Source organism: Paenibacillus sp. GCM10023250 (assembly GCF_042653205.1).
GTDB lineage: Bacteria > Bacillota > Bacilli > Paenibacillales > Paenibacillaceae > Paenibacillus_Z.
This window is the reverse complement of sequence record NZ_JBHSHY010000001.1, coordinates 13,494-32,314: the sequence shown is the minus strand read 5'-3', so window position 1 is coordinate 32,314 and position 18,821 is coordinate 13,494. Positions and strand designations below refer to the sequence as shown.

The following is an 18,821-nucleotide window of genomic DNA, read 5'->3' as shown; positions in this document are numbered from 1 at the left end:
TCCTCGCTTTCGAGCTTCCGTTTCGTCCGTTCCATCATATACAATGAACATTAAAGAGAACCTAAGCAATCCTTAAATTTTCATAAAATCGCTTTTTCCCATAATGGTCGCCGTACCCGGCATTCACGAAGCAGCAGTCCCGAGCGGGACTGCTGCTTCGCTTACATGGGCGCGTCGCGCGTTTCGGCGGCGAACAGGCGCCCCGGAGCCGCGCCGGTTAACGCGCGTTCCATCGCCGGCGAGCCGTCCGCCGCGTTCGCCATCCTGCCCGGCAGAGGATGCGCAGTGCCGGAAGCGGCCGGCACGGCATCCTCCCGCTTCGTCTGCCCGCGAAACGGGTTCTCCGCGAAGAGCCGGTAGCCAAGGCAGCCGAGCAGACCGCCGGCGGTATTCAATATCATGTCGTCGACGTCGAACTGGCCGATAGCGAACACCGCCTGCGCGCTTTCGAAGCAGAAGCTGAGGCCGAACGAGCAGATCATTGCGCCGAAGAGCGAGATGCCGTTGCGGGACAGCAGGCCGAGGAACAAGCCGAAGGGCATGAAGATCGCGACGTTGCCGAGGACGTTTACGAGGCCGTGCGGCGTCATCACGTGGACGGTCCGCGAGATTTCCTCGAACGGCACGAGATTGCCCGCGTGCACGCGCCAGCTGACGTCCTGCGGGCTGCGGACGCTGCGCAGCAATTCCGCCCACAGATACCCGAGCGAGATCGGGTTGAACTTGAACAGGATGATTTTGAACAGCGCGTACATATACAATAGGAACGACGCGAGCTCGAGCTTTTGCGCCAGCTTTTCTTTCATGGGCGATCCCTGCTTTCCCTTAATCTTGTTTCGCGTAAGTCCAGCTTAAGCCAGACTCCTTAAAGAGAAAGCGGGGATTATTTAAGTTTTTCTAAAACCGTTTTTTATTCGGCGCGAACGCGGGATACGGGGGGCTGTAATACGGCGGATGCGGGATTCGGCGGATACGTGGGGTGCGGGACACGGTGGGCGCGGGATCGGCGGATACGGGGGGCGCGGGACATGGTGGACGCGGGATTCGGCGGGCATGGGAAAATAGCGGATGCGGGACACCGCGGACATGACACCGCGGACACGACAAAGCGGACGCTCGCGCCTGCTCGGGCCTTGCCTGCCCCGGTTCGGCTGTCTCCCGTTAGAACCCATGCGACCAATGAATAATGAGCGGCAGGTACAGGAAGCTCGCGGCCGTCGTTACCGCGACGTTCAGGGCCGTCATCTCCGGATCGCCGCCGTACTTCTCCATCATGACGACGGAATTGATCGCCGAGGGCATCGAGGATTGGACGAACAGCACGGACGCCTCAAGTCCATGCAGCCCGAGCAGCGAGATCGCCAGCCAGGACAACAGCGGCACGCCGGCGATCCGCATGGCGACGGCGATCCAGAGCTCGCGCCGCATCCCGCTGCGCCAATCGGCCTTGCGAAGCTGCATGCCGAGAATCAGCAGCACGACCGCGGCGTAGGCGCCGCCGATGAGCTGGAACCCGTCCGCGAGGCTGGCCGGCAGCGGGATGCGCAGCGCGTACAGAAGCAGGCCGGCAGCCGCGGCGTAGATGAGCGGATTGCGCGCCATCGCGAAGGCGGTTTGGCGGGGACTGAACGAGCTCCGAGACGCGATGTACAGTCCGAGCGTGTTGACGAGCACGATATGCAGCACCACGTTCGTCACGCCGATCGCGAAGCCTTCCGTGCCGAACGCGAGCAGGAGCAGCGGCAGCCCGTAATTGTTGGAATTGGCGAAGATGGTCGTCATCTCCATGGAGCGCAGCGAGGACCGGTCGAAGCGGAGCGACTTGCCTGCCGCGAACGAGACCCCCCAGCACAGCGCGGTCTGAAAGGCCGTGAACAGCGCGATGTGGCCGAACGAGGACGAATCGAGGCTGCTGCCGGCGAGCGACCCGACGATGAGACAGGGTGACAGGACGAATAAGCTAAGGTCGGCCCGGGGACTTGAACGCCTGATAGAGATAGCCGAAAAGGCATGCCATCAAGATCGGCACGCTGACCGAGCCGAATATCGCGAAGTAAGCTTGCATGGGAACATCCGCCTTCTTTCGTAACCGCTGGATTTACTTGTCATTGTATAGGGCGGCGGATTGGCGTTGAAATATATAGATCGAATGAGCGTTATAAACGATGCCTATAGAGCAGCGGCGGATGCTGCGTGGACGGCGCATGGACCAGCGGCAAGAGCAGCAGCCTGGACGCCTGTCCAGGCTGCTCTTCGGCATTCCCCCGCCTGATCGCCGTGCTTCTCATTCGCCCGGGCCGGCCGGATCCGCGGACATCACGTACAATGCCGGATCCAGCGCGCGGACGAACGGCGACCAAGCCTCCGCAGCGTACAGCGTCAGCCGGTGCATGGCGCGCGTGCACGCCGTGTAGAACAGCTTCCGCTCGCTTTCCTTCGCGTACGCTTCTTCGCTTGCGTCATGGATCAGCACGGCATCGAACTCCACGCCCTTGGCGAGGTATGCGGGGATGACCATGATCCCCTTCTCGAAGGACGGCGACGCTTTGGTGATGAGCCGCGCGTCCGCGCGTCCGCATGCGGCCAGCGCGCGATGGACGGCCTCGGCCACCGCCGCGGTCTTCGTCACGACGGCGACGGAGCCGAAGCCTTCCGCCGTCAGCGCGGCGAGCTCCGCGGCGATGCGCTTCGCCGTTGCTTCGGCGCTCTCCGTCCGGACGAGCAGCGGCTTGGGGCCGGGCCGATCGAACGGCACGATCGATTCGCCGCCCGGCAGCATCGCCCGCGTGAAGGCGGCGATTTCCCGCGTGGACCGGTAGCTGCGCGCCAGACGGATCACGCTCGTCTCCGCTTCGCCGTACAGCCGGAGCAGCGGCGAATCCGCGCCGCCCAGCTCGATGGCCTGCGCGAAGATCGCTTGGCCGAAGTCGCCCAGCACCGTCATGCGCGCATGCGGAAACAGCTTGCGGAGATACGCGTACTGAAACACCGAATAATCCTGTCCTTCGTCGACGAAGACATGCCGCACCTGCGTATTGGTCCGGACGCCCTCGATCAGCTCCTTCAGATACAAATACGGCGTTTCGTCTTCGTAGAACAGCTCGCGCCGGTTCAGCTTCTCCGCCGTCTGGCGGCAGATGTCCGCCCACTGCGCCGGCACGTCCGCTTCCGTCGTCAGCTCTCGGAAGGCGGTCTCGCTTTCGAACAAGCGGCCGTATATGCCCGCGAAATCGAGGAACTTCAGCCTCTTCACGCTCCGCCGCAGCGGCTTGAAGCGCTCCTTCACGATCTTCTTGCGCAGCAGCGCCTCCTCCCGGCCGGCCAGGTCGAATACGTCCTCGGCCCGTTCGAGCCGGTTATGGATCGCGTCGTCGGCTTCGACGTACTGCTCGGCGAACAGGAAGATGCCCTCGTCGCGCCGGTATTCCTGCAGCAGCTCGTCGTACGATTCGGCATATTGCCCCCGGTCCAGGTACTGCGCCTCCTCCTGCACCCACTGCGCCTTCCGTTCCTTCCGCTCCAGCGCCGCCAGCTCGCGCAGCAGCCACTCCCGAAGCAGCGCGACGCGGTTCGGCAGCCGTATGGAACGGTCGAATCCGTAGAAACGGTCCGCCATGTCCTCAGCCGAGATGAGCTCCCGGCCCATGAACCGGATGCCGGCGAAGCGCAGCCCTTCCTCCCCGAGCCGCGCCGCGTACGCGTCGAGCGCCCGCCGGTACGCCTCCGAAGCCTTGTACGCCATCCCCGCCATCCGGGCGTCGTAGCCCGGCGCTTCCGACCGGGTAAGCGCATATTCGATCTGGTCGAACGGATCCTCGAGCCGGAATGACTTGCCGAGCCAATACTCGAGGTAATCCTGGAACGTCGTCTGCTGCATGTTCTCCTCGCCGAGCTCCGGGAGCACCGTGGAGACGTAGCCGTTAAAGAGCGGATTCGGCGAGAACAGTACGATCTGGTCCGCCTTGAGCCGGTCCCGGTATTTGTACAGCAGGTACGCGGCCCGCTGCAGCGCGGCCGACGTCTTCCCGCTGCCGGCTGCGCCCTGCACGATCAGCATGCGGCTGCGATCGTCGCGGATGACGGCGTTCTGCTCGCGCTGGATCGTCGCGACAATGGATTTCATGCGGTTGTCGGCGCCGTGGCCGAGCACCTGCTGCAGCAGTTCGTCGCCGATCGTCAAGCTGGCGTCGAACACGTTTTGCAGCTCGCCGTCCTGAATGCGGTACTGCCGCTTCAGCGTCATGGTTCCGTCGATCGTGCCGCCGGGCGTATCGTATGCCGCCGGTCCCGGCACGTGGTCGTAGTACAGGCTCGCCACCGGCGTGCGCCAATCGTACACGAGGAAGCGCATCGCATCCTCGTCGGCGAACGACGAAACGCCGATATAAACGCGCTCTTCTTCAGTCTCGCCGGACTCGCCCGCGTCGCGAAAATCGACGCGGCCGAAATACGGCGACGCCTGCAGCCGCCGGAGATTGTTCCTCTGCCGCAGCAGCAGGTGCTGGCTGCGTTCGCGCTCGGCCAGCACCGCTTCCTGTTGACGGATGCTGAAGAACGTTTCCTCATAGTCCTCCGACGTGCTCGTATTGACGGTGACTTCTTCCCAAAACCGCTTCCGGATGTCCGCCGCCTGTTCATGCAGCCCGTCGACCTGCGGTTCCAGCTCGGCGACTTTGGCCGCCAATTTGGCCTTTACCAGCTCCAGCCGTTCCCGTTCCCGTCCCCAGTCCATTGCGTTGCTCATGCCGACAACACGCTCCTTTGCCTCTTGTAATCCGGATCATGCAAACGATGAGTTGACATCCCGCGCGTTACTGTGTTAATATTAAACTATAAGTAAGATGTCCTTACTATGCCTGCAAACAAAATAAGACGCACGGAGATTTCATCTTAACATAGCGTGTCGGGATGCGCAATCCCAAAAAAAGCCGCAGGCGTTTGCCTGCGGCTTTTTCGATTTCGGACGGCGTCGATCTGGGATGGCGGAGAGCCGAATCCGTAATAGAGACAAGCGGAAGATTCCGCGGCTTGTTTGCCGGGGAACCTCCCGCTTCCTTGCATTTACGAACTTAGCTTCTGGCGTACGGGAACGTTGACGTCGGCGCGCTTGTTCTTTTGCGCCAAGCCGTAATACGCGAGCAGCGCCAGCACGCTCGTCGACACGATGATCACGCCCATCGGCACGGCCGAATATTCGCCGGCGACGCCGACCAGCGGCGAGGTGACCGCGCCGAGCACGAACGGCAGCAAGCCGAGGAGCGCCGACGCGCTCCCTGCCATGTGGCTCTGGGATTCCATCGCGAGCGAGAACGACGCCGTCGACGTGATCCCGATGGAGGCCACGAAGCAGAACAGCGGCGCGACGAGCGCGAACAGCGGCCCGTGCAGCAGGATGACCGTGAGCGCCGTCAAGCTGGCCGCGGCCGACAGCAGCAGTCCGAATACGAGGAACTGCCGTTCCGAGATTTTGCCGTTCAACCGGCCGACCAGCTGCGAGCCGATGATCAGGCTGATGCCGTTCGAGCCGAACAGCACCGCGAAGAGCTGCGGCGATGCGCCGTATATCTTCTGGTAGATGAACGGCGTGCCGGATACGTACGCGAAGACGCCGCCGATCATGATGCCCTGCGCCAGGGCATAGCCGAGAAACCGCCGGTCGCGGACGAGCGTCTGGATCCCCTGGAACAGCTGGCCGAAATTGCCGGCCATCCGCTTCTCCTGGGGCAGCGTCTCCTTCAGCCCCGCGGTCGCGAGCAGCACGAGCGCGATGCCGACGGCGCCGAGCACGACGAACACGCCGACCCACGTCGTGAACGAGATGACGCCGCTGCCCGCCACCGGCGCGATGAGCGGGAATAGATTATTGACGAGCATGAGCATCGAGAAGAACCGGGTCAGCTCCGGCCCGCTGTACAAGTCGCGGACGACCGCCCGCGAGATGACGATGCCCGCGGAAGCGGCGAAGCCTTGTATGAAGCGTGCCGCGATGAAGACGTAGATGTTCGGCGATACCGCGCAGGCGAACGACGCCAGCAGGTACAGCGCGAGCGAGATAATGACGGGACGCCGCCGGCCGTGGACGTCGCTCAGCGGCCCCATGATGATTTGGCCGAGCCCAAGGCCGATCAGGCAGGCTGTCAGGCTTAATTGCACGAGCGATGCTTTCGTGCCGAAGTCGGCCGTGATTTCGGGAAACGACGGCAAGTACATGTCGATCGTGAGCGGGCCGAGCGCCGAGAAGGCGCCGAGCAGCAGCACGAGCCGCCAACGGTTGTTCGGTTGTGGTTGCACGTAAGCTCTCCTATCCTGAATCTTTTTTCTCTATAACGGCTTGACGGTGAATCGTATCGCCTCGCGGCGCTTAGCGGTATCGGCACCGGAATCGCGTACGGACGGCTCTCCTCCGCCCTGCTCCGCCGTTCCCGGCCGCCTCGCCGGATCGCGCGATTCGTCCGCCTAGACGTCTATCCATTATAGGCGGAGTTCTCCCTGCCCGGAAGAAGTGAAATCTTGAATAGCAGGTACCTTTTAGTATAGTTGCTATCCCATGCGGCCAGCACGAATAGCCCCCGTGCGCGCGGATGCCCGGTCTAATCCGGGCGCCCCGCCTCGCGGGGGCCTGCCTGTCGATGGATACGTCATACGCTCGGACGCCGCCGAAAGCGCGTGCTTGCCTATGCCGGATCGGGCGGCGGAATCGGCGTATCCTTATAATGGGCGCGCGGCTTCTTGCCGCTCCAGCGGTCGTCGACCTGCTCGTGCGCCGGCTGATAGCGCGTATCGACGCTGAGCCGGTACTGATTCGTCGTGTTCGCGAGCGAGCAATGCATCAGGTACATGCCGAAGATCAGCACGTCGCCCGCACGGTACTCAGTCGTCGCCCATTGGCCGCCGAATTTGCCCGTAATGACGAGCGGATCGTCCGTATAATGCCCGACGCCGTCCCGATCCGAGTCCTTGGAGCCGTAGGTGCGCTTCAGCTCCTCGAACCGATGGGAGCCGAGGCACAAGGCCAGCCCGCCCGCGCGGTAATCGACGTGGCCGAGCGGCGTCCAGACGGTGTACAGGTTATGCGTGCCGCGGCCCATGTATACGATGTCGTAATGCGCGCCCGTATAATCACCCCCGCCGACGGCCCGGAGCCACTTGTAATGGTACGTCAGCGAAGGGGCGCCGAACAACCGGTCGAACAAGCCCATGATGCGGCTGCCGTTCAGCACGTTCAGCAGCTCGGGCAGATCCTCGTTCGTTCCGCCCAAGAAAAGCGATTTGGAGCCGTCGGCCATGACGGCCTCCTCCAGCAGCGTGTCCCGCTCGAGCTTGCCCATCCGGCGCATCTTCTCGAGCACGGCGCGTCTTGCCTTCAGCACTTCCTCCCGGTCGTGAAAGCCGCGCAGCAGCAAGTAACCGTCCTCCGCCAGCCGCGCGCGCAGCGCGCCGACATCGTCCCCGATATCGTTCGAATCCCTCAGCTCCGTCAAATCCGGCCCGCCGAGCTTCAGCTCCCGGCTTCCGACTTGTACGAACATCGCCTGCCACCCTCTCCATGCCTTGATAGCTTCATTGTACGGGCCGCAAGCGCTTCCTTCCATGGATGACCATCGCGAAACCATGTATAATCGTACACAATAAAGCATGGATGAGGGGAGCGCGGGGCCATGGCCTATATGAACATTCCCTACGGGCTTGACGAACCGTTCGTCCTGCCCGAATTCCGATTCAAGATGATCTGGAAGGTGCACGCGGACGACAGCTACCAAGCGGCGCAGCCGAAAGGCTTCCCGTATCCCGGCATCTTCGTGACGTTCGAGGGAAGCGGCCGTTTCGAATCGGACGGCGCCTCGCGCGCGCTGGAAACCGGCACGTACATGATCGTCCGCCCGGGCGAGCCTTGCGCGTACCGCTGCGAAGGCGGGAACTGGAAATTTTACTTTCTTCACTTCGATCCGCTCGATATGGCGGTTCAGCTGAATCTGGCCGTCGGGGAGCCCGCGACTACGGCCAAGCTGCCGGAAGCGTCCCTGCTGTGCGAGCGTCTGATCGACTGCCTCATCGTCCAGCCGGTCGGCTACGGCTTCACTGCGCAGCATTCGGCGCAGGAGCTGCTGCTCGTCTTGGCGCGCGAGCAGGAAGCGAACGTCCGCAGCCGGCATCCCGAGCTGGACGACATCCTGTACCGCATGCACCTGCGGATCGGCGAACCGCCGCCGATCGACGACTTCGTGCGGCGAAGCGGCTTGTCGCGCACCGCGTTCTTCGCGCGCTTCCGCGCCCGCACCGGCCTGTCGCCCGGCCGGTACATGCAGGAGCTGCGGCTCGCGTCCTCCAAGGCGGCGCTGGAGACGACGAACGCCGCCGTGAAAGAAATCGCGGCGGCGCTCGGGTTCTATGACGAATTTCATTTCTCCAAGCTGTTCAAGCAGCGCTACGGGACCGCTCCCCGCGATTACCGCCGCGGGCGGTAGCTGGCACCGCTGGCCGCGCCGCGAGGGTCGCTCGCGGGCAGCCCGAACGACCGGCCGTTCGCGTTCGCGGGCTAAGCGTCAGCTCAAGCCGTCCGTATCCGCCGTCGCCCGCACGGCGATCGGCGGCAAGCCCCGCTCCAGCTCCGCCCGGTTCGGCTCGAACCAGGCCGGCAGCATCAGCCTCCGCCCGAGCTCGCCGGACGGCTCGTCCCGCGCGAAACCCGGCGGATCCGTCGCGATCTCGAAAAGAATGCCGCCTTCGTCGCGAAAATACACCGCTTTGAAATACTGCCGGTCCTTGATCTCCGTCGGCTTCAGGCCAGATGCGGCGATCCGCTCCCGCCATCTGGCCAGCGCGTCCTCGTCCGGCGCGCGGAACGCGATATGATGCACCGTGCCGACGCCGCCCTTCCCCCATTCGAGGTTCGCGAGCGGCAGGTCGATGACCCCGCCGAACGCCGCCGGTGACCGGTATCTCGCGTATTCGCCTTCCTCGCCAGTCTTATCTAGGCCGAGAATCGTCTCGAGCACGGCGGCAGTCCGCGCGTAATCCCGGCTGAACAGCACCGCGCCGCCGAAGCCCTTGATTCCCTGTCCGGCCGGTATGCCCGCGTACGCGGCGCTCCGCTCAGGGCCGGCTTCCCGCTCGATCAGCTCCATCCGCAGTCCCTCTGCGTTCGCGAAGCGCAAGAATGTTTCGCCGAATCTCGTGTCCCGGTTCGTCGCGACGCCGCGGTCCGACAGCCGCTGCTCCCAATAGCCGGCGGTTCCCGGCGGCACGGTGAAGGTCGTCACCCCGACCTGTCCCCCGCCGACCGTCCCGACGCGCGCGCGGGCGGACGGGAAGAACGTGATGACCGTGCCGGGCGAGCCGGCTTCGTCGCCGAAATAGAGATGATACGTATCGGTCGCGTCGAAATTGACCGTCTGCTTGACGAGCCGGAGCCCCAGCACGCCTGTATAGAAGTCCACGGTCGCCTGCGGATCCCGCGAAAACGCCGTAATGTGATGTATGCCTGCCGTCCGGTCGGACATGATGATCGCTCCTTATCTGCTGCTTCTAGTCGGCCTCGGATGGGAGGCATGCCGTGACGCCGGATGAGCTAGGTCACGGTTTTCCAGTCTTGGCACGCGCGAATGATCTGCGCGACGGCTTCCATTTGGATCGGCTTGCTGATGTATTCGTCCATACCTGCCGCCAGGTAGCGTTCCCGGTCGCCCTTCAAGGCATGCGCCGTGACGGCCACGATGTACGGCCGTTCCCGTCCCGCCAGCATGTCCTTGATGCGCTTCGCCGCCTGAATACCGTCCATGAGCGGCATTTGGATATCCATGAAAATAAGGTCGTACGGCATGCGCTTCACCGCATCGATCGCGGCGGCGCCGTTCGAGACGACGGCGGGGCTGCAGCCGAGCTTCTCCATCATCTTCTTCAGCACCGTCTGATTCACTTCGTTGTCTTCGGCGATCAGGATGCGCAGCGAATTGTCAGTCGGCGATTCCTCTACATCCGCCTCCGGCGCCAGGTTCTCCGGCTCCTCGAGGAGACCGAACTTCCCCGTGAAGACGAACGTCGAGCCCGGCTGCCCGCCGTTATGCTCGTGCCAGATTTCGCCTTCCATCAGATGGACGAGCTTCTTGCAGATGGCCAGCCCGAGCCCCGTGCCCTCGAATTGCCGCGTCATGAAATAATCGGCTTGGTAGAACGGATCGAACAGACGGGCGACCTTGTCCGGCGGCACGCCGAGCCCGGTATCGCGAATGGAGAAGCGCAGCCGGACATGATCCCGCTCCGCACCGTCGCACTTGACGTGAATGGAAACCGCGCCGTTCGGCGTGAATTTGATCGCGTTGCTGAGCAGATTCGTCAGCACCTGCCTCAGCTTAGTCACGTCGCCCAGCAGCATCGGAGGCACGTCCGGCGCGATGGACGTTCGCAGATCAAGGTTTTTCTCGAGCGTCTTCGGCAGGATGACGTTCAGCGTATCCGACAGCGTCGTCCGGACATTGAACGGCTCCTCGACGATTTCCGACTTGCCCGATTCGATCTTGGAGAAGTCGAGAATGTCGTTGATGATCGCGAGCAGCGTTGCCCCGCTCTTCTTGATAATCTGGACGTACTCGCTTTGCTCCTCGTCCAGCTCCGTCTGCAAGATCAGGTCCGTCATGCCGATGACGCCGTTCATCGGCGTACGGATTTCGTGGCTCATCATGGCCAGGAAATCGCTCTTCGCCCGGTTCGTCTTCTCAGCCGCTTCCTTCTCGATGATGAGCCGCTTCTGCTCGGTCATGTCCTTCGCGATCAGATAAAATCCGACGTTCCTGCCATGAATGATGATCGGCGCGACCGTCGCCAGCACCTCCACCTCGTGGCCGCGTTTATGGCGCACGTGGGTGATGCCGTTCTCGGCCGACGCGTAGTCCTCCAGCGCCGACAGCACGCTGCGCAGATTCGCCTCCCCGATCAGGTTGGCGATGCTCGTCCCGATCAAGTCCGGAATGCGGTAACCGGTCAGCTGCTCGGCCATGTTGTTGCCGTTGATGATCTTGCCGTCGAGCGAGAACGATACGATGGCGTCGTGATTGTATTTTTTGAGCGACGTGTAGCGCTCGATACTCTCCTGCAGCTTCATTTCCGTCGCCTTGATGGCCGTGATGTCGAGCACCTGCGCGATATAATAGAGCGGAAGGCCTTCCGCCTCGGAACGCGCCAGCGAGATGCGCAGGGACGTCCAGATCGTGCCGCCGCCGCGATGCGCGAGCGGTTTCTCGATTTCGATCGCGGGGAGCTTGCCGTCAATCAGCTCCCGCAACAGACGCGCATGGGCGCCGTCATCGTCCGCACGGATAAAGTCCGCCGCGGGAAGGCTGAGCAATTCTGCTTCCGTCATGCCGAAGATGCGGCTGACGGCCGGGTTCACGCTGATCCATTCGCCGTCTGTCGACACGACCGCGATACCGATCGGCGCGTGTTTAAAGGCCTGTTCATATACGGTTTGTTGACCGACCGCGTCCAATTCCTGCATGGAAGCCTACCTCCCGACGAGCCGCAAGGCACCCGTTGTTCTTGGGGGACGCCCTCCGATACAGGCCGGACGGATGCTTAGACCCCTACAATAACTAAACGCGATCGTACGGAATCGAAACAGCTAGCTGCCGCTTCCCGCGATAAATTTGTGCAAAAACGGGTTGCGGAACTTGCCGTCCGGGTCGCAAGCCGCCGCCAGACGCCGAAACTCGGGCAGCTTCGCGTACAGCGGGCGAAGCCGCTCCGGCGCCATCGTGAACAGCTTGCCCCAGTGCGGACGGACCCCGAACGGCGCGAGACGCTCCTCGATGACCGGCAGCAGCCGGCGGACGGCCTCCCATTCCGGCTTCCACGTGAAATGGATGCCTACCGCGTCCTGCCCGTAACTCGGGCTCAGCCACAATCCGTCGGCTGCGACGCTGCGCACTTCGGTCACGTAGAGCAGCGGCGCGATCGACTCGCGCAGCTCCGCGACGGCACGCAGCGCTTCGTAGGCTTGCGCCCGCGGCACGAAATATTCGCTCTGCAGCTCCTCGCCGGCGCTCGGCGTGAACGCCATCCGGAAATGCGGCAGCCGGTCGTACCACGGTCCCGGCACGCCGAGCTGGGCGCTGCAGTTCTCCGCGGAGAAGCCCGGCACCGGATGGAGCGGCGCGGACGCCGGAGTCGCGCCGGCGCGTTCCGCGGCCGATGGACGTCCCGCCGGCTCGCCCGCTTCGCGCTTGACCCACACCTGGTTGAAGCCCGCCTGCTTCCAATCCGTGAATAGGCTGACGCTGTACGCGCTCGACATGACGTCGTCGAAGCGCGACTCGAGCGATGCGAGAGGCAGGTTTTCATATACGGTCTGCGCGACGTCGAACGCCGGCACGAGGTCCAGCGTCAGCTTCGCGACGATGCCGAGCGCGCCCAGCCCGACGACCGCGCCGTGAAAATCGTCCGTCTCCCCGTCCCGGGCAAACGAAACCAGCTCTCCATCCGCCCGGACGAGCTCAAGGCCCGCCACGGCCGTGGACAAATTCCCGTTCCGTACGCCGGAGCCGTGCGTCGCCGTCGCGACGGCGCCCGCAACCGAAATATGCGGCAGCGACGCCAAATTATGCAGCGCGAAGCCGTTGTCGTGCAGATAACCGCACAGGTCGCCGTACCGGATCCCGCCCTCGACCGTCACCTGGCGGCGTTCACGGTCGAGCGAGAGGACGCGGTTCAGCTTCTGCGTCGACATATGCGTCCCTTCCGTATCGGCGATGTCGTTGAACGAATGGCGCGTGCCGAGCGCCTTGAGCCGACTGGCGGCTGCCGTCATTTCCTGCAGCTGCGCGACCGATTCGGGATATTGAACGTTCGAGGCGGCATACGCGAAGTTGCCGGCCCAGTTGCGATGCTGTTCCATGAATTCATTCCTCCATGCATGCGCGAATATTGGCGAAGCTTGCCGGATGCCGATGTATCCGGCTTCCTTCATACAGTTCGCGAACGGACGCGCGAATCCCTCCCTGCGCGGTACTGCATGCGGGGCTATGAGGATTTTATGTAATTAATCATGTGAATAATTAACTGGATAAATGAATTGACCAAGCAACGGCAATGGTGCTATGGCAGGCCGCGGCCGCCGGCGGAAGTATAAGATCGCGTTTCGTGGCCACACTACGTTCAGTTCCATCCATGCCAAGAGTTGGGAGGCCGCATGGCCGTTCGGGGAAGGAGCGATTGCGGCATGAAGCCGTCCGAACAGTTCACTATCGATTCGCTTGACCAGCTGCTCTCGATCGTCGGCAAATCATGCGACTTCTCCAGGATCGAGGTGGCAGCCGGACCCAATCGATTGACGCTGAGCTTCTACCCGTCCTTGACGGACGCCGGCGAGCTGCACGACAACCTGCTGCCCGCCTTGCAGCGCATCGCAGCGCCCGTCCGCGCGTGGCCGGATCTCGTCAAATGGCTGCCGTACGACGACGTGGCGCCCGAGAAGGAACCCGCTCGGATATCGGAGAAGCTGCAGCAAGGCTGCGTCATGATTCAATGCGGCGCCATCGCGGACGAGGCGCTGCTCGTGAACGTCGCCGATGAGGAGCGGGGGCACCGTTCGGACAACGATACCGAGAACGAATTCAGCGTCATCGGCCCGAAGGCCGGCTTCGTCGAAAATTTGACCGTCAACCTGCACCTGCTGCGGCAGCAGATCGCCATCCCGCAGCTGATCTTCGAAGAACTGACGGTCGGCTCGATGTCGAAAACGACGGTCGTCCTCGCTTATATCGAGGGCTTGACGAACGAAGAGCTCGTCTCGGCCATGCGCGACCGGATCAAAGCCCTCGATCTCGATATCGTCTACGACGGCTCGTTCATCGAGCAGGCGATCGCGGACAACTCCAATACGCCCTTCCCGCTCTTCCTGACGACGGAACGGATCGACCGCATCTCGTACGTCATCTCGTCCGGCCAAGTCGCCGTATTGACGAGCGGCTCTCCCTATGTGTTCTCGGGTCCTGCGACGTTCATGGACTTTTTCGTCTCGCCCGAGGATTATTATCTGAATTGGATTTCCGGCTCCTTCTTCCGGGTCATCCGCTTGATCAGCGTCTTGTTCTCGCTGTTCGCTTCGCCGATCTATATCGCCGTGCTCACCTATCATTTCGAGGTCATTCCGACCCGACTTCTCCATCCCATCATGCTGCAAGGCCTTCACGTTCCCTTCTCCCCCGTGATGGAGGTACTGTTCTTGGAAACGACCATCGAGCTGCTGCGGGAAGCCGGCGCCCGGCTGCCGGCCAAGATCGGCCAGACGCTCGGCATCGTCGGCGGCATCGTCATCGGAGAAGCGTCGGTGCAAGCGGCGCTGACCAGCAATATTTTGCTGATTATCGTGGCGTTGTCCGCCTTGGCCTCGTTCACGACGCCGATCTATAAGATGGCCAATACGATTCGGGTGCTGCGCTTCCCGCTCATCCTGCTTTCTTCGTTGCTCGGAGGGTTCGGGATCGTCGTCGGTTTCATCCTCCTGCTGGCCCATCTGCTCCGGCTCAAAAGCTTGGACACGCCGTATTTGGTGCCGTTCTTTCCGTTTCGCAGCGGCAATCTGAACGACAGCCTGATCCGGTCTTCGTACCAGTACACGACGAACCGGATGTTATTCTTGAATCCGCAGCGAACGAAGCGCTATCGGCCCGCCAAGAAGAAGGAAGACATCGATGGTGAGGATTGAATGACATGACAATTATTTCGAGCGGACGTGCGTGGAGGCTTGCGGTCTCTCTCATGCTGCTCTCGGCGCTTGTTGCGGGCTGCGGCAACGCGAATATCGTCAACCGGATCCAGGTCTTAATCGCGGTCGGCTTCGACCGGGACGGCGAACAATGCGTCGGAACGGCCGCATATCCGAACTACATCCAGCGTAAAGGCAGCCTTGCGATTTTGAAAGGACGGGGCAAGGAGCCGAAGATGATCATGGAACAGTTCGAACGGAAATCGCCGCGGAAGGTCCGTTACAACAAGCTCGATACGATCGTCTTCAGCCATGACATCGCGAAGCAAGGCCTCGGCGAGGCGATCAACACCGTCATACGCGATCCGGCCCTTGGCAGCAACGTGCTGCTGGCCGTATCGTCGTGTTCGGCCGAATCCGTCATTGCGAGCTTGGACCGGCAGGAGATGGAAAACTCGCCCTACAATATCGTGAAGCAGAACGTCCGCAGCGGCGGCGTGCCCGACTCCAACTTGCATCTCTTTCTGCACGATTATTACGCGGAAGGCAAGAATCCGTCGATGCCGAGCATCTCGCTCGACGAGACGCATGCGCTGAAGATCGACGGCTACGCCTTATTCAAGAAGGATCGGATGAAGCTCGTGCTGAATCCGATCGAAATGACGCTGTTCGAGGTGCTGAACGGCAAACGCGTCCTCGGAGAATTCCCGTTCGATTATGCCGGGAGTCATTACTCGCTCTCGCTTCATAACGGCCGAATGCGGTGGAGCGTCGGCGCCGTACGTACGGGGACGTTTCGGTACGACGTGCGCCTGAACGGCAGCATTCGGAACCTGCAAGGAAACCGCCTCGCGCGCGACATCGTCCGTTCCGGTCCTTTCGCGAAGTCGGTCGAGCTTCAACTGCGGGACCGGCTGCTCGCGCTGCTCCGGAAAATCCAGGCCGCCGGCTTGGATTCGCTCGGCATCGGCGAATGCTACCGTTCCGTCGACCGGAAGTGGAACGCGGCCGCGTTCTACCGGGACGTCTATCCTGCCTTAACCTTCGACGTACGCGTCAAGGCAAATCTGCAAAATTCCGGAGCCGGTGAATAACGACCATGAGCTACCAAGCCTCGCTTGCCAAAACCGTATCGCCTTATCTCCTTTGGTTTCTGATTCATAAGTCGCAAACGGGCATTGCCCTGCTCGATTTCCAAAGCAAGATCGCCCGGGGAGCCGGTCAGGACGCTTGGGTCTCCGTGCTGCTCACGGGCATCTCCATGCATCTGGTCGTGTTCCTGCTCCTATACGCGCTGAAGCACGCGAAGAAAGGCGACGTCATCTCGCTGCATGTCCAACTGTTCGGGAAAGGGCTGGGGACGCTGCTGAACGCCGCATTCCTGCTGTACTTGCTGCTGTTCGCCAGTTATCAGCTCACGGCCTACACGCAGGTCATCCAGACGCTCGTGTTTCCGGACAGCCCGGCCTGGCGGATCGCGCTCGTCTTCATGCTGATGTTCGTGTATATCGTGCACGGCGGATTTCGCGTCATTACGGGCATCTCGATTTGGTTCGTGCTCATACCGACCCTGCTGGTCGCAACGCTGTTCATTCCGCTCCAGTACGCGGATTGGCGCAACTTCCTGCCGGCGTTCAATCATTCGCTGCCGGATTACGCGCGTTCGGCCGTTAGCAGCGTGCCGCTCTACATGGGCGCGGAGCTGCTGCTGCTCTATTATCCGTATATCCGGAACAATGCCCGCGCATCCAAGTGGGCGCATATCGGCATTTTGCATACCTACGTCCTCTACTTGATCATGACCGCCGCGACCTTTGCGTACTATAACCTGGGCGAGCTCAGTCACTCGGTATGGCCGACGCTCGGCCTGTCCAAGATCATCACGTTCACCTTCCTGGAGCGCTTTGATTACTTCTACATCTTCAATTGGATCTTCGCGATCACGCCGCCGTGCTGTCTGGCGCTCTGGGGCTGTATGCGCATCCTTCGCGCTACGACGCCGCTGTCCGGCCGGCCATCGCTCTGGCTCGCGGCGGCCTTCGTGTTCGCCGTGGTCGCCTGGCCCAAGAACGCCGCGGCCGTCGAACTGCTCAAGACTGCGGCGCAAGCCGCCGGAAGCGTGCTGCTGTACGGTTACGTTCCCCTGCTCGCGCTGTGCGTGTTCGCGCATAACCGGCTCCGCAGACCGATCGCGGACGGAACCGCCTGAACCCTTTGCGGAAAAAAACGAAAGCGGCCGTCCCCCTTCGCAGGAACGGCCGCTTGCGCTTGCCGATGCCGTGACGCTCACGCAGACGTCAATCGGCCAGCAGCGATACCTTCTCCCAAGCCGCGGCCTCTTCGATCCGCTTGCCGAGCTGGTCGCGGATGCCGAACGTCGCCGTCGAGCCGACCGGGAAGTGCAGCGGCGGGTTCTCGCTGTCGATCATCGCGATGATCGCTTCGACCGCTTTGCTTTGCTCGCCCTTGTGGATCGCCGCATAGCTCTTGTCGAACGCCTCATAGATCGGGGCGTATTCCGGCAGCCGATCGGATTGCTGCATGGATCCGCCCATGAATTCCGTCCGGAAAACGCCCGGCTCGACGATCGTCGTGCGGATGCCGAACGGCGCGAGCTCGGCCGCCATCGCCTCCGAGAAGCCCTCGACCGCGAATTTGGACGCCGCGTAGAGGCTGAATGCCGGGACCGCCCATACGCCGAAGATCGAGGAGAGATTGACGTAATGACCCGATCCCTGCTTCTTGAACACGGGCAGCGTCTCGCGGATGACGTCCAGCATGCCGAACACGTTGACGTCGAACTGGCGCCGGATCTGCTCGTCCGTATATTCCTCCAGCATGCCGAAGAGCCCGTAGCCGGCGTTGTTCACGACGATGTCGATCCGTCCGAAGCGTTCGACCGCTTCCTTGACCGCGGATTGGATTTGCGCCTTGTTCGTCACGTCGAGCGCGGCGATGTGGACGTTGTCCGGCGAAGCGGCTTTCAGATCGGCGATGTCGCCTAGGTTGCGCGCGGTTGCCACGATTTTGTCGCCGGTAGCGCTCAGCTGCTCCACCAAATTACGGCCGAAGCCCGAAGATGTACCCGTAATAAACCAAACTCTGCTCATCAATATGCCCTCCAGGAAAACAAGTATTTTCGTGCAGTTAAGACGAAATCATGACGTAAACGAGAACTGTATACAAAATAAAAAAGACAGACCGTTCGTTTTTTATTTAAACATCCAGATCAATCGTTGTCAATGTCCTTTTTTCAACATTCCGCCTACCGCGTGTAAAAAAACGAGCAGCCATCACATACGGCTGCTCGCTTGTTGCTTTATATGATCGCTTTCGAGCGGCATCAGCTCGCGGGTCTTATAACCCTTGTCCGTTTTCCCGGTCATGGCATAGAAAAACCGCCGATTGCTCAGCGGTTGTCCGTCCTGCTTATAGATGATGCATTATAGATGCCGCACGAGCTGCTCGACAAACCGCTCCAGGCCGGCGCGGTCTGTTTCGTCGAAGCGGCTAAGCTCCGGGCTGTCGATGTCGAGGACGCCGAGCAGCTCGCCGTTCTTGACGATCGGCACGACGATTTCCGATTGCGAGGCCGCGTCGCACGCGATATGCCCGGGGAATTCGTGCACGTTCGGGACGAGCACCGTTTGCCGGTCGCTCGCCGCCTTGCCGCAGACGCCGCGGTTCAGCTGGATGCGCACGCAGGCCGGCAGTCCTTGGAAAGGTCCGAGCACGAGCTCGCCGTCGCGATAGAGATAGAACCCCACCCAGTTGATGCGGTCCAGAAATTGATTGAGCAGGGCCGAAGCGTTGGACAGGTTGGCGATCCGGTCCGGTTCGCCCTCCAGCAGCGCCTGCAGCTGGCGGATCACGAGGTCGTAATTCTGTTCCCGCGATCCGTCGTATTGTTCGGTATGAAACATAGGATGGCTCTCCTTATTAAGCAAATGGGAATGCCCGTTCATTGTAGCTCACAATCCGTGTTCGATCAACAGGCCCGCCCGTCATACGCCGCGAGCATGTACGTTCTCGAATAAGTCCGGGTTCAACGCTTGGTAAAAAGCAGACCGCACATATATCAACGGCGTTGGAGGGAAGCCTAATAACTCAACTACGCTGCCGC

The 18,821-nt window shown here is 61.8% G+C and carries 14 protein-coding genes; 4 read left to right on the top strand and 10 right to left on the bottom strand.

The annotated features are described in order from the left end of the window. Positions 1-161 precede the first annotated feature (161 nt). The 5 genes from ACFPB1_RS00125 to ACFPB1_RS00105 all read right to left on the bottom strand — a co-directional run bounded on the left by ACFPB1_RS00125 (position 162) and on the right by ACFPB1_RS00105 (position 7,529). Complete coding sequence (locus ACFPB1_RS00125) at positions 162-806, bottom strand: VanZ family protein (protein WP_379220559.1); 645 nt, start codon at positions 804-806, stop codon at positions 162-164. Between the two features lie 355 nt (positions 807-1,161). Beyond that, the gene (locus ACFPB1_RS00120; protein WP_379220557.1) at positions 1,162-1,788 is read right to left on the bottom strand and encodes an AEC family transporter; all 627 of its coding nucleotides are present in this window, start codon (positions 1,786-1,788) and stop codon (positions 1,162-1,164) included. A gap of 496 nt (positions 1,789-2,284) precedes the next feature. Then, positions 2,285-4,744 carry an RNA polymerase recycling motor HelD gene (gene helD / locus ACFPB1_RS00115; protein ID WP_379220555.1) on the bottom strand — a complete coding sequence of 820 codons (2,460 nt, stop codon included), beginning with the start codon at positions 4,742-4,744 and terminating at the stop codon, positions 2,285-2,287. Between the two features lie 317 nt (positions 4,745-5,061). Further along, a complete protein-coding gene (locus ACFPB1_RS00110) occupies positions 5,062-6,291 on the bottom strand; it encodes a multidrug effflux MFS transporter (RefSeq protein ID WP_379220553.1) in 1,230 nt (409 codons plus the stop codon). Between the two features lie 383 nt (positions 6,292-6,674). Then, positions 6,675-7,529 carry a phytanoyl-CoA dioxygenase family protein gene (locus tag ACFPB1_RS00105; RefSeq protein ID WP_379220551.1) on the bottom strand — a complete coding sequence of 285 codons (855 nt, stop codon included), beginning with the start codon at positions 7,527-7,529 and terminating at the stop codon, positions 6,675-6,677. Positions 7,530-7,658: 129 nt separating this feature from the next. Between ACFPB1_RS00105 and ACFPB1_RS00100 the strand changes: the two genes are divergently transcribed. After that, a complete protein-coding gene (locus ACFPB1_RS00100; protein WP_379220548.1) occupies positions 7,659-8,465 on the top strand; it encodes an AraC family transcriptional regulator in 807 nt (268 codons plus the stop codon). A 78-nt stretch (positions 8,466-8,543) separates the two neighbouring features. Here ACFPB1_RS00100 and ACFPB1_RS00095 read toward each other — a convergent pair whose 3' ends face one another. From ACFPB1_RS00095 to ACFPB1_RS00085, 3 genes are all read right to left on the bottom strand, one after another. Next, positions 8,544-9,500, bottom strand: a complete 957-nt coding sequence (locus ACFPB1_RS00095) for a ring-cleaving dioxygenase (protein ID WP_379220546.1) — start codon at positions 9,498-9,500, stop codon at positions 8,544-8,546. Between the two features lie 68 nt (positions 9,501-9,568). Then, positions 9,569-11,491 (bottom strand): PAS domain S-box protein, encoded by a 1,923-nt coding sequence (locus tag ACFPB1_RS00090; RefSeq protein WP_379220544.1) that lies wholly within the window; start codon positions 11,489-11,491, stop codon positions 9,569-9,571. A gap of 123 nt (positions 11,492-11,614) precedes the next feature. Continuing rightward, positions 11,615-12,886, bottom strand: coding sequence for an FAD-binding protein (locus tag ACFPB1_RS00085; protein WP_379220542.1), 1,272 nt, complete (start codon positions 12,884-12,886; stop codon positions 11,615-11,617). A gap of 324 nt (positions 12,887-13,210) precedes the next feature. On the opposite strand from ACFPB1_RS00085, the gene ACFPB1_RS00080 reads away from it, so the two are divergent. Genes ACFPB1_RS00080 through ACFPB1_RS00070 form a run of 3 tightly spaced genes read left to right on the top strand, consistent with a single transcriptional unit; the run spans position 13,211 to position 16,907 of the window. Continuing rightward, positions 13,211-14,698, top strand: a complete 1,488-nt coding sequence (locus tag ACFPB1_RS00080; RefSeq protein ID WP_379220540.1) for a spore germination protein — start codon at positions 13,211-13,213, stop codon at positions 14,696-14,698. Positions 14,699-14,703: 5 nt separating this feature from the next. Then, positions 14,704-15,792, top strand: a complete 1,089-nt coding sequence (locus ACFPB1_RS00075) for a Ger(x)C family spore germination C-terminal domain-containing protein (protein ID WP_379220538.1) — start codon at positions 14,704-14,706, stop codon at positions 15,790-15,792. Positions 15,793-15,797: 5 nt separating this feature from the next. After that, positions 15,798-16,907: a GerAB/ArcD/ProY family transporter gene (locus ACFPB1_RS00070; protein WP_379220535.1), complete on the top strand. Its 1,110-nt coding sequence runs from the start codon at positions 15,798-15,800 to the stop codon at positions 16,905-16,907. Positions 16,908-16,995: 88 nt separating this feature from the next. On the opposite strand, the gene ACFPB1_RS00065 is transcribed toward ACFPB1_RS00070, so the two are convergent. Together ACFPB1_RS00065 and ACFPB1_RS00060 are read right to left on the bottom strand one after the other, a co-directional pair. Continuing rightward, a complete protein-coding gene (locus tag ACFPB1_RS00065) occupies positions 16,996-17,808 on the bottom strand; it encodes an SDR family NAD(P)-dependent oxidoreductase (protein ID WP_379220533.1) in 813 nt (270 codons plus the stop codon). A 333-nt stretch (positions 17,809-18,141) separates the two neighbouring features. Then, positions 18,142-18,621: a GAF domain-containing protein gene (locus ACFPB1_RS00060; RefSeq protein WP_379220531.1), complete on the bottom strand. Its 480-nt coding sequence runs from the start codon at positions 18,619-18,621 to the stop codon at positions 18,142-18,144. Positions 18,622-18,821 lie beyond the last annotated feature (200 nt).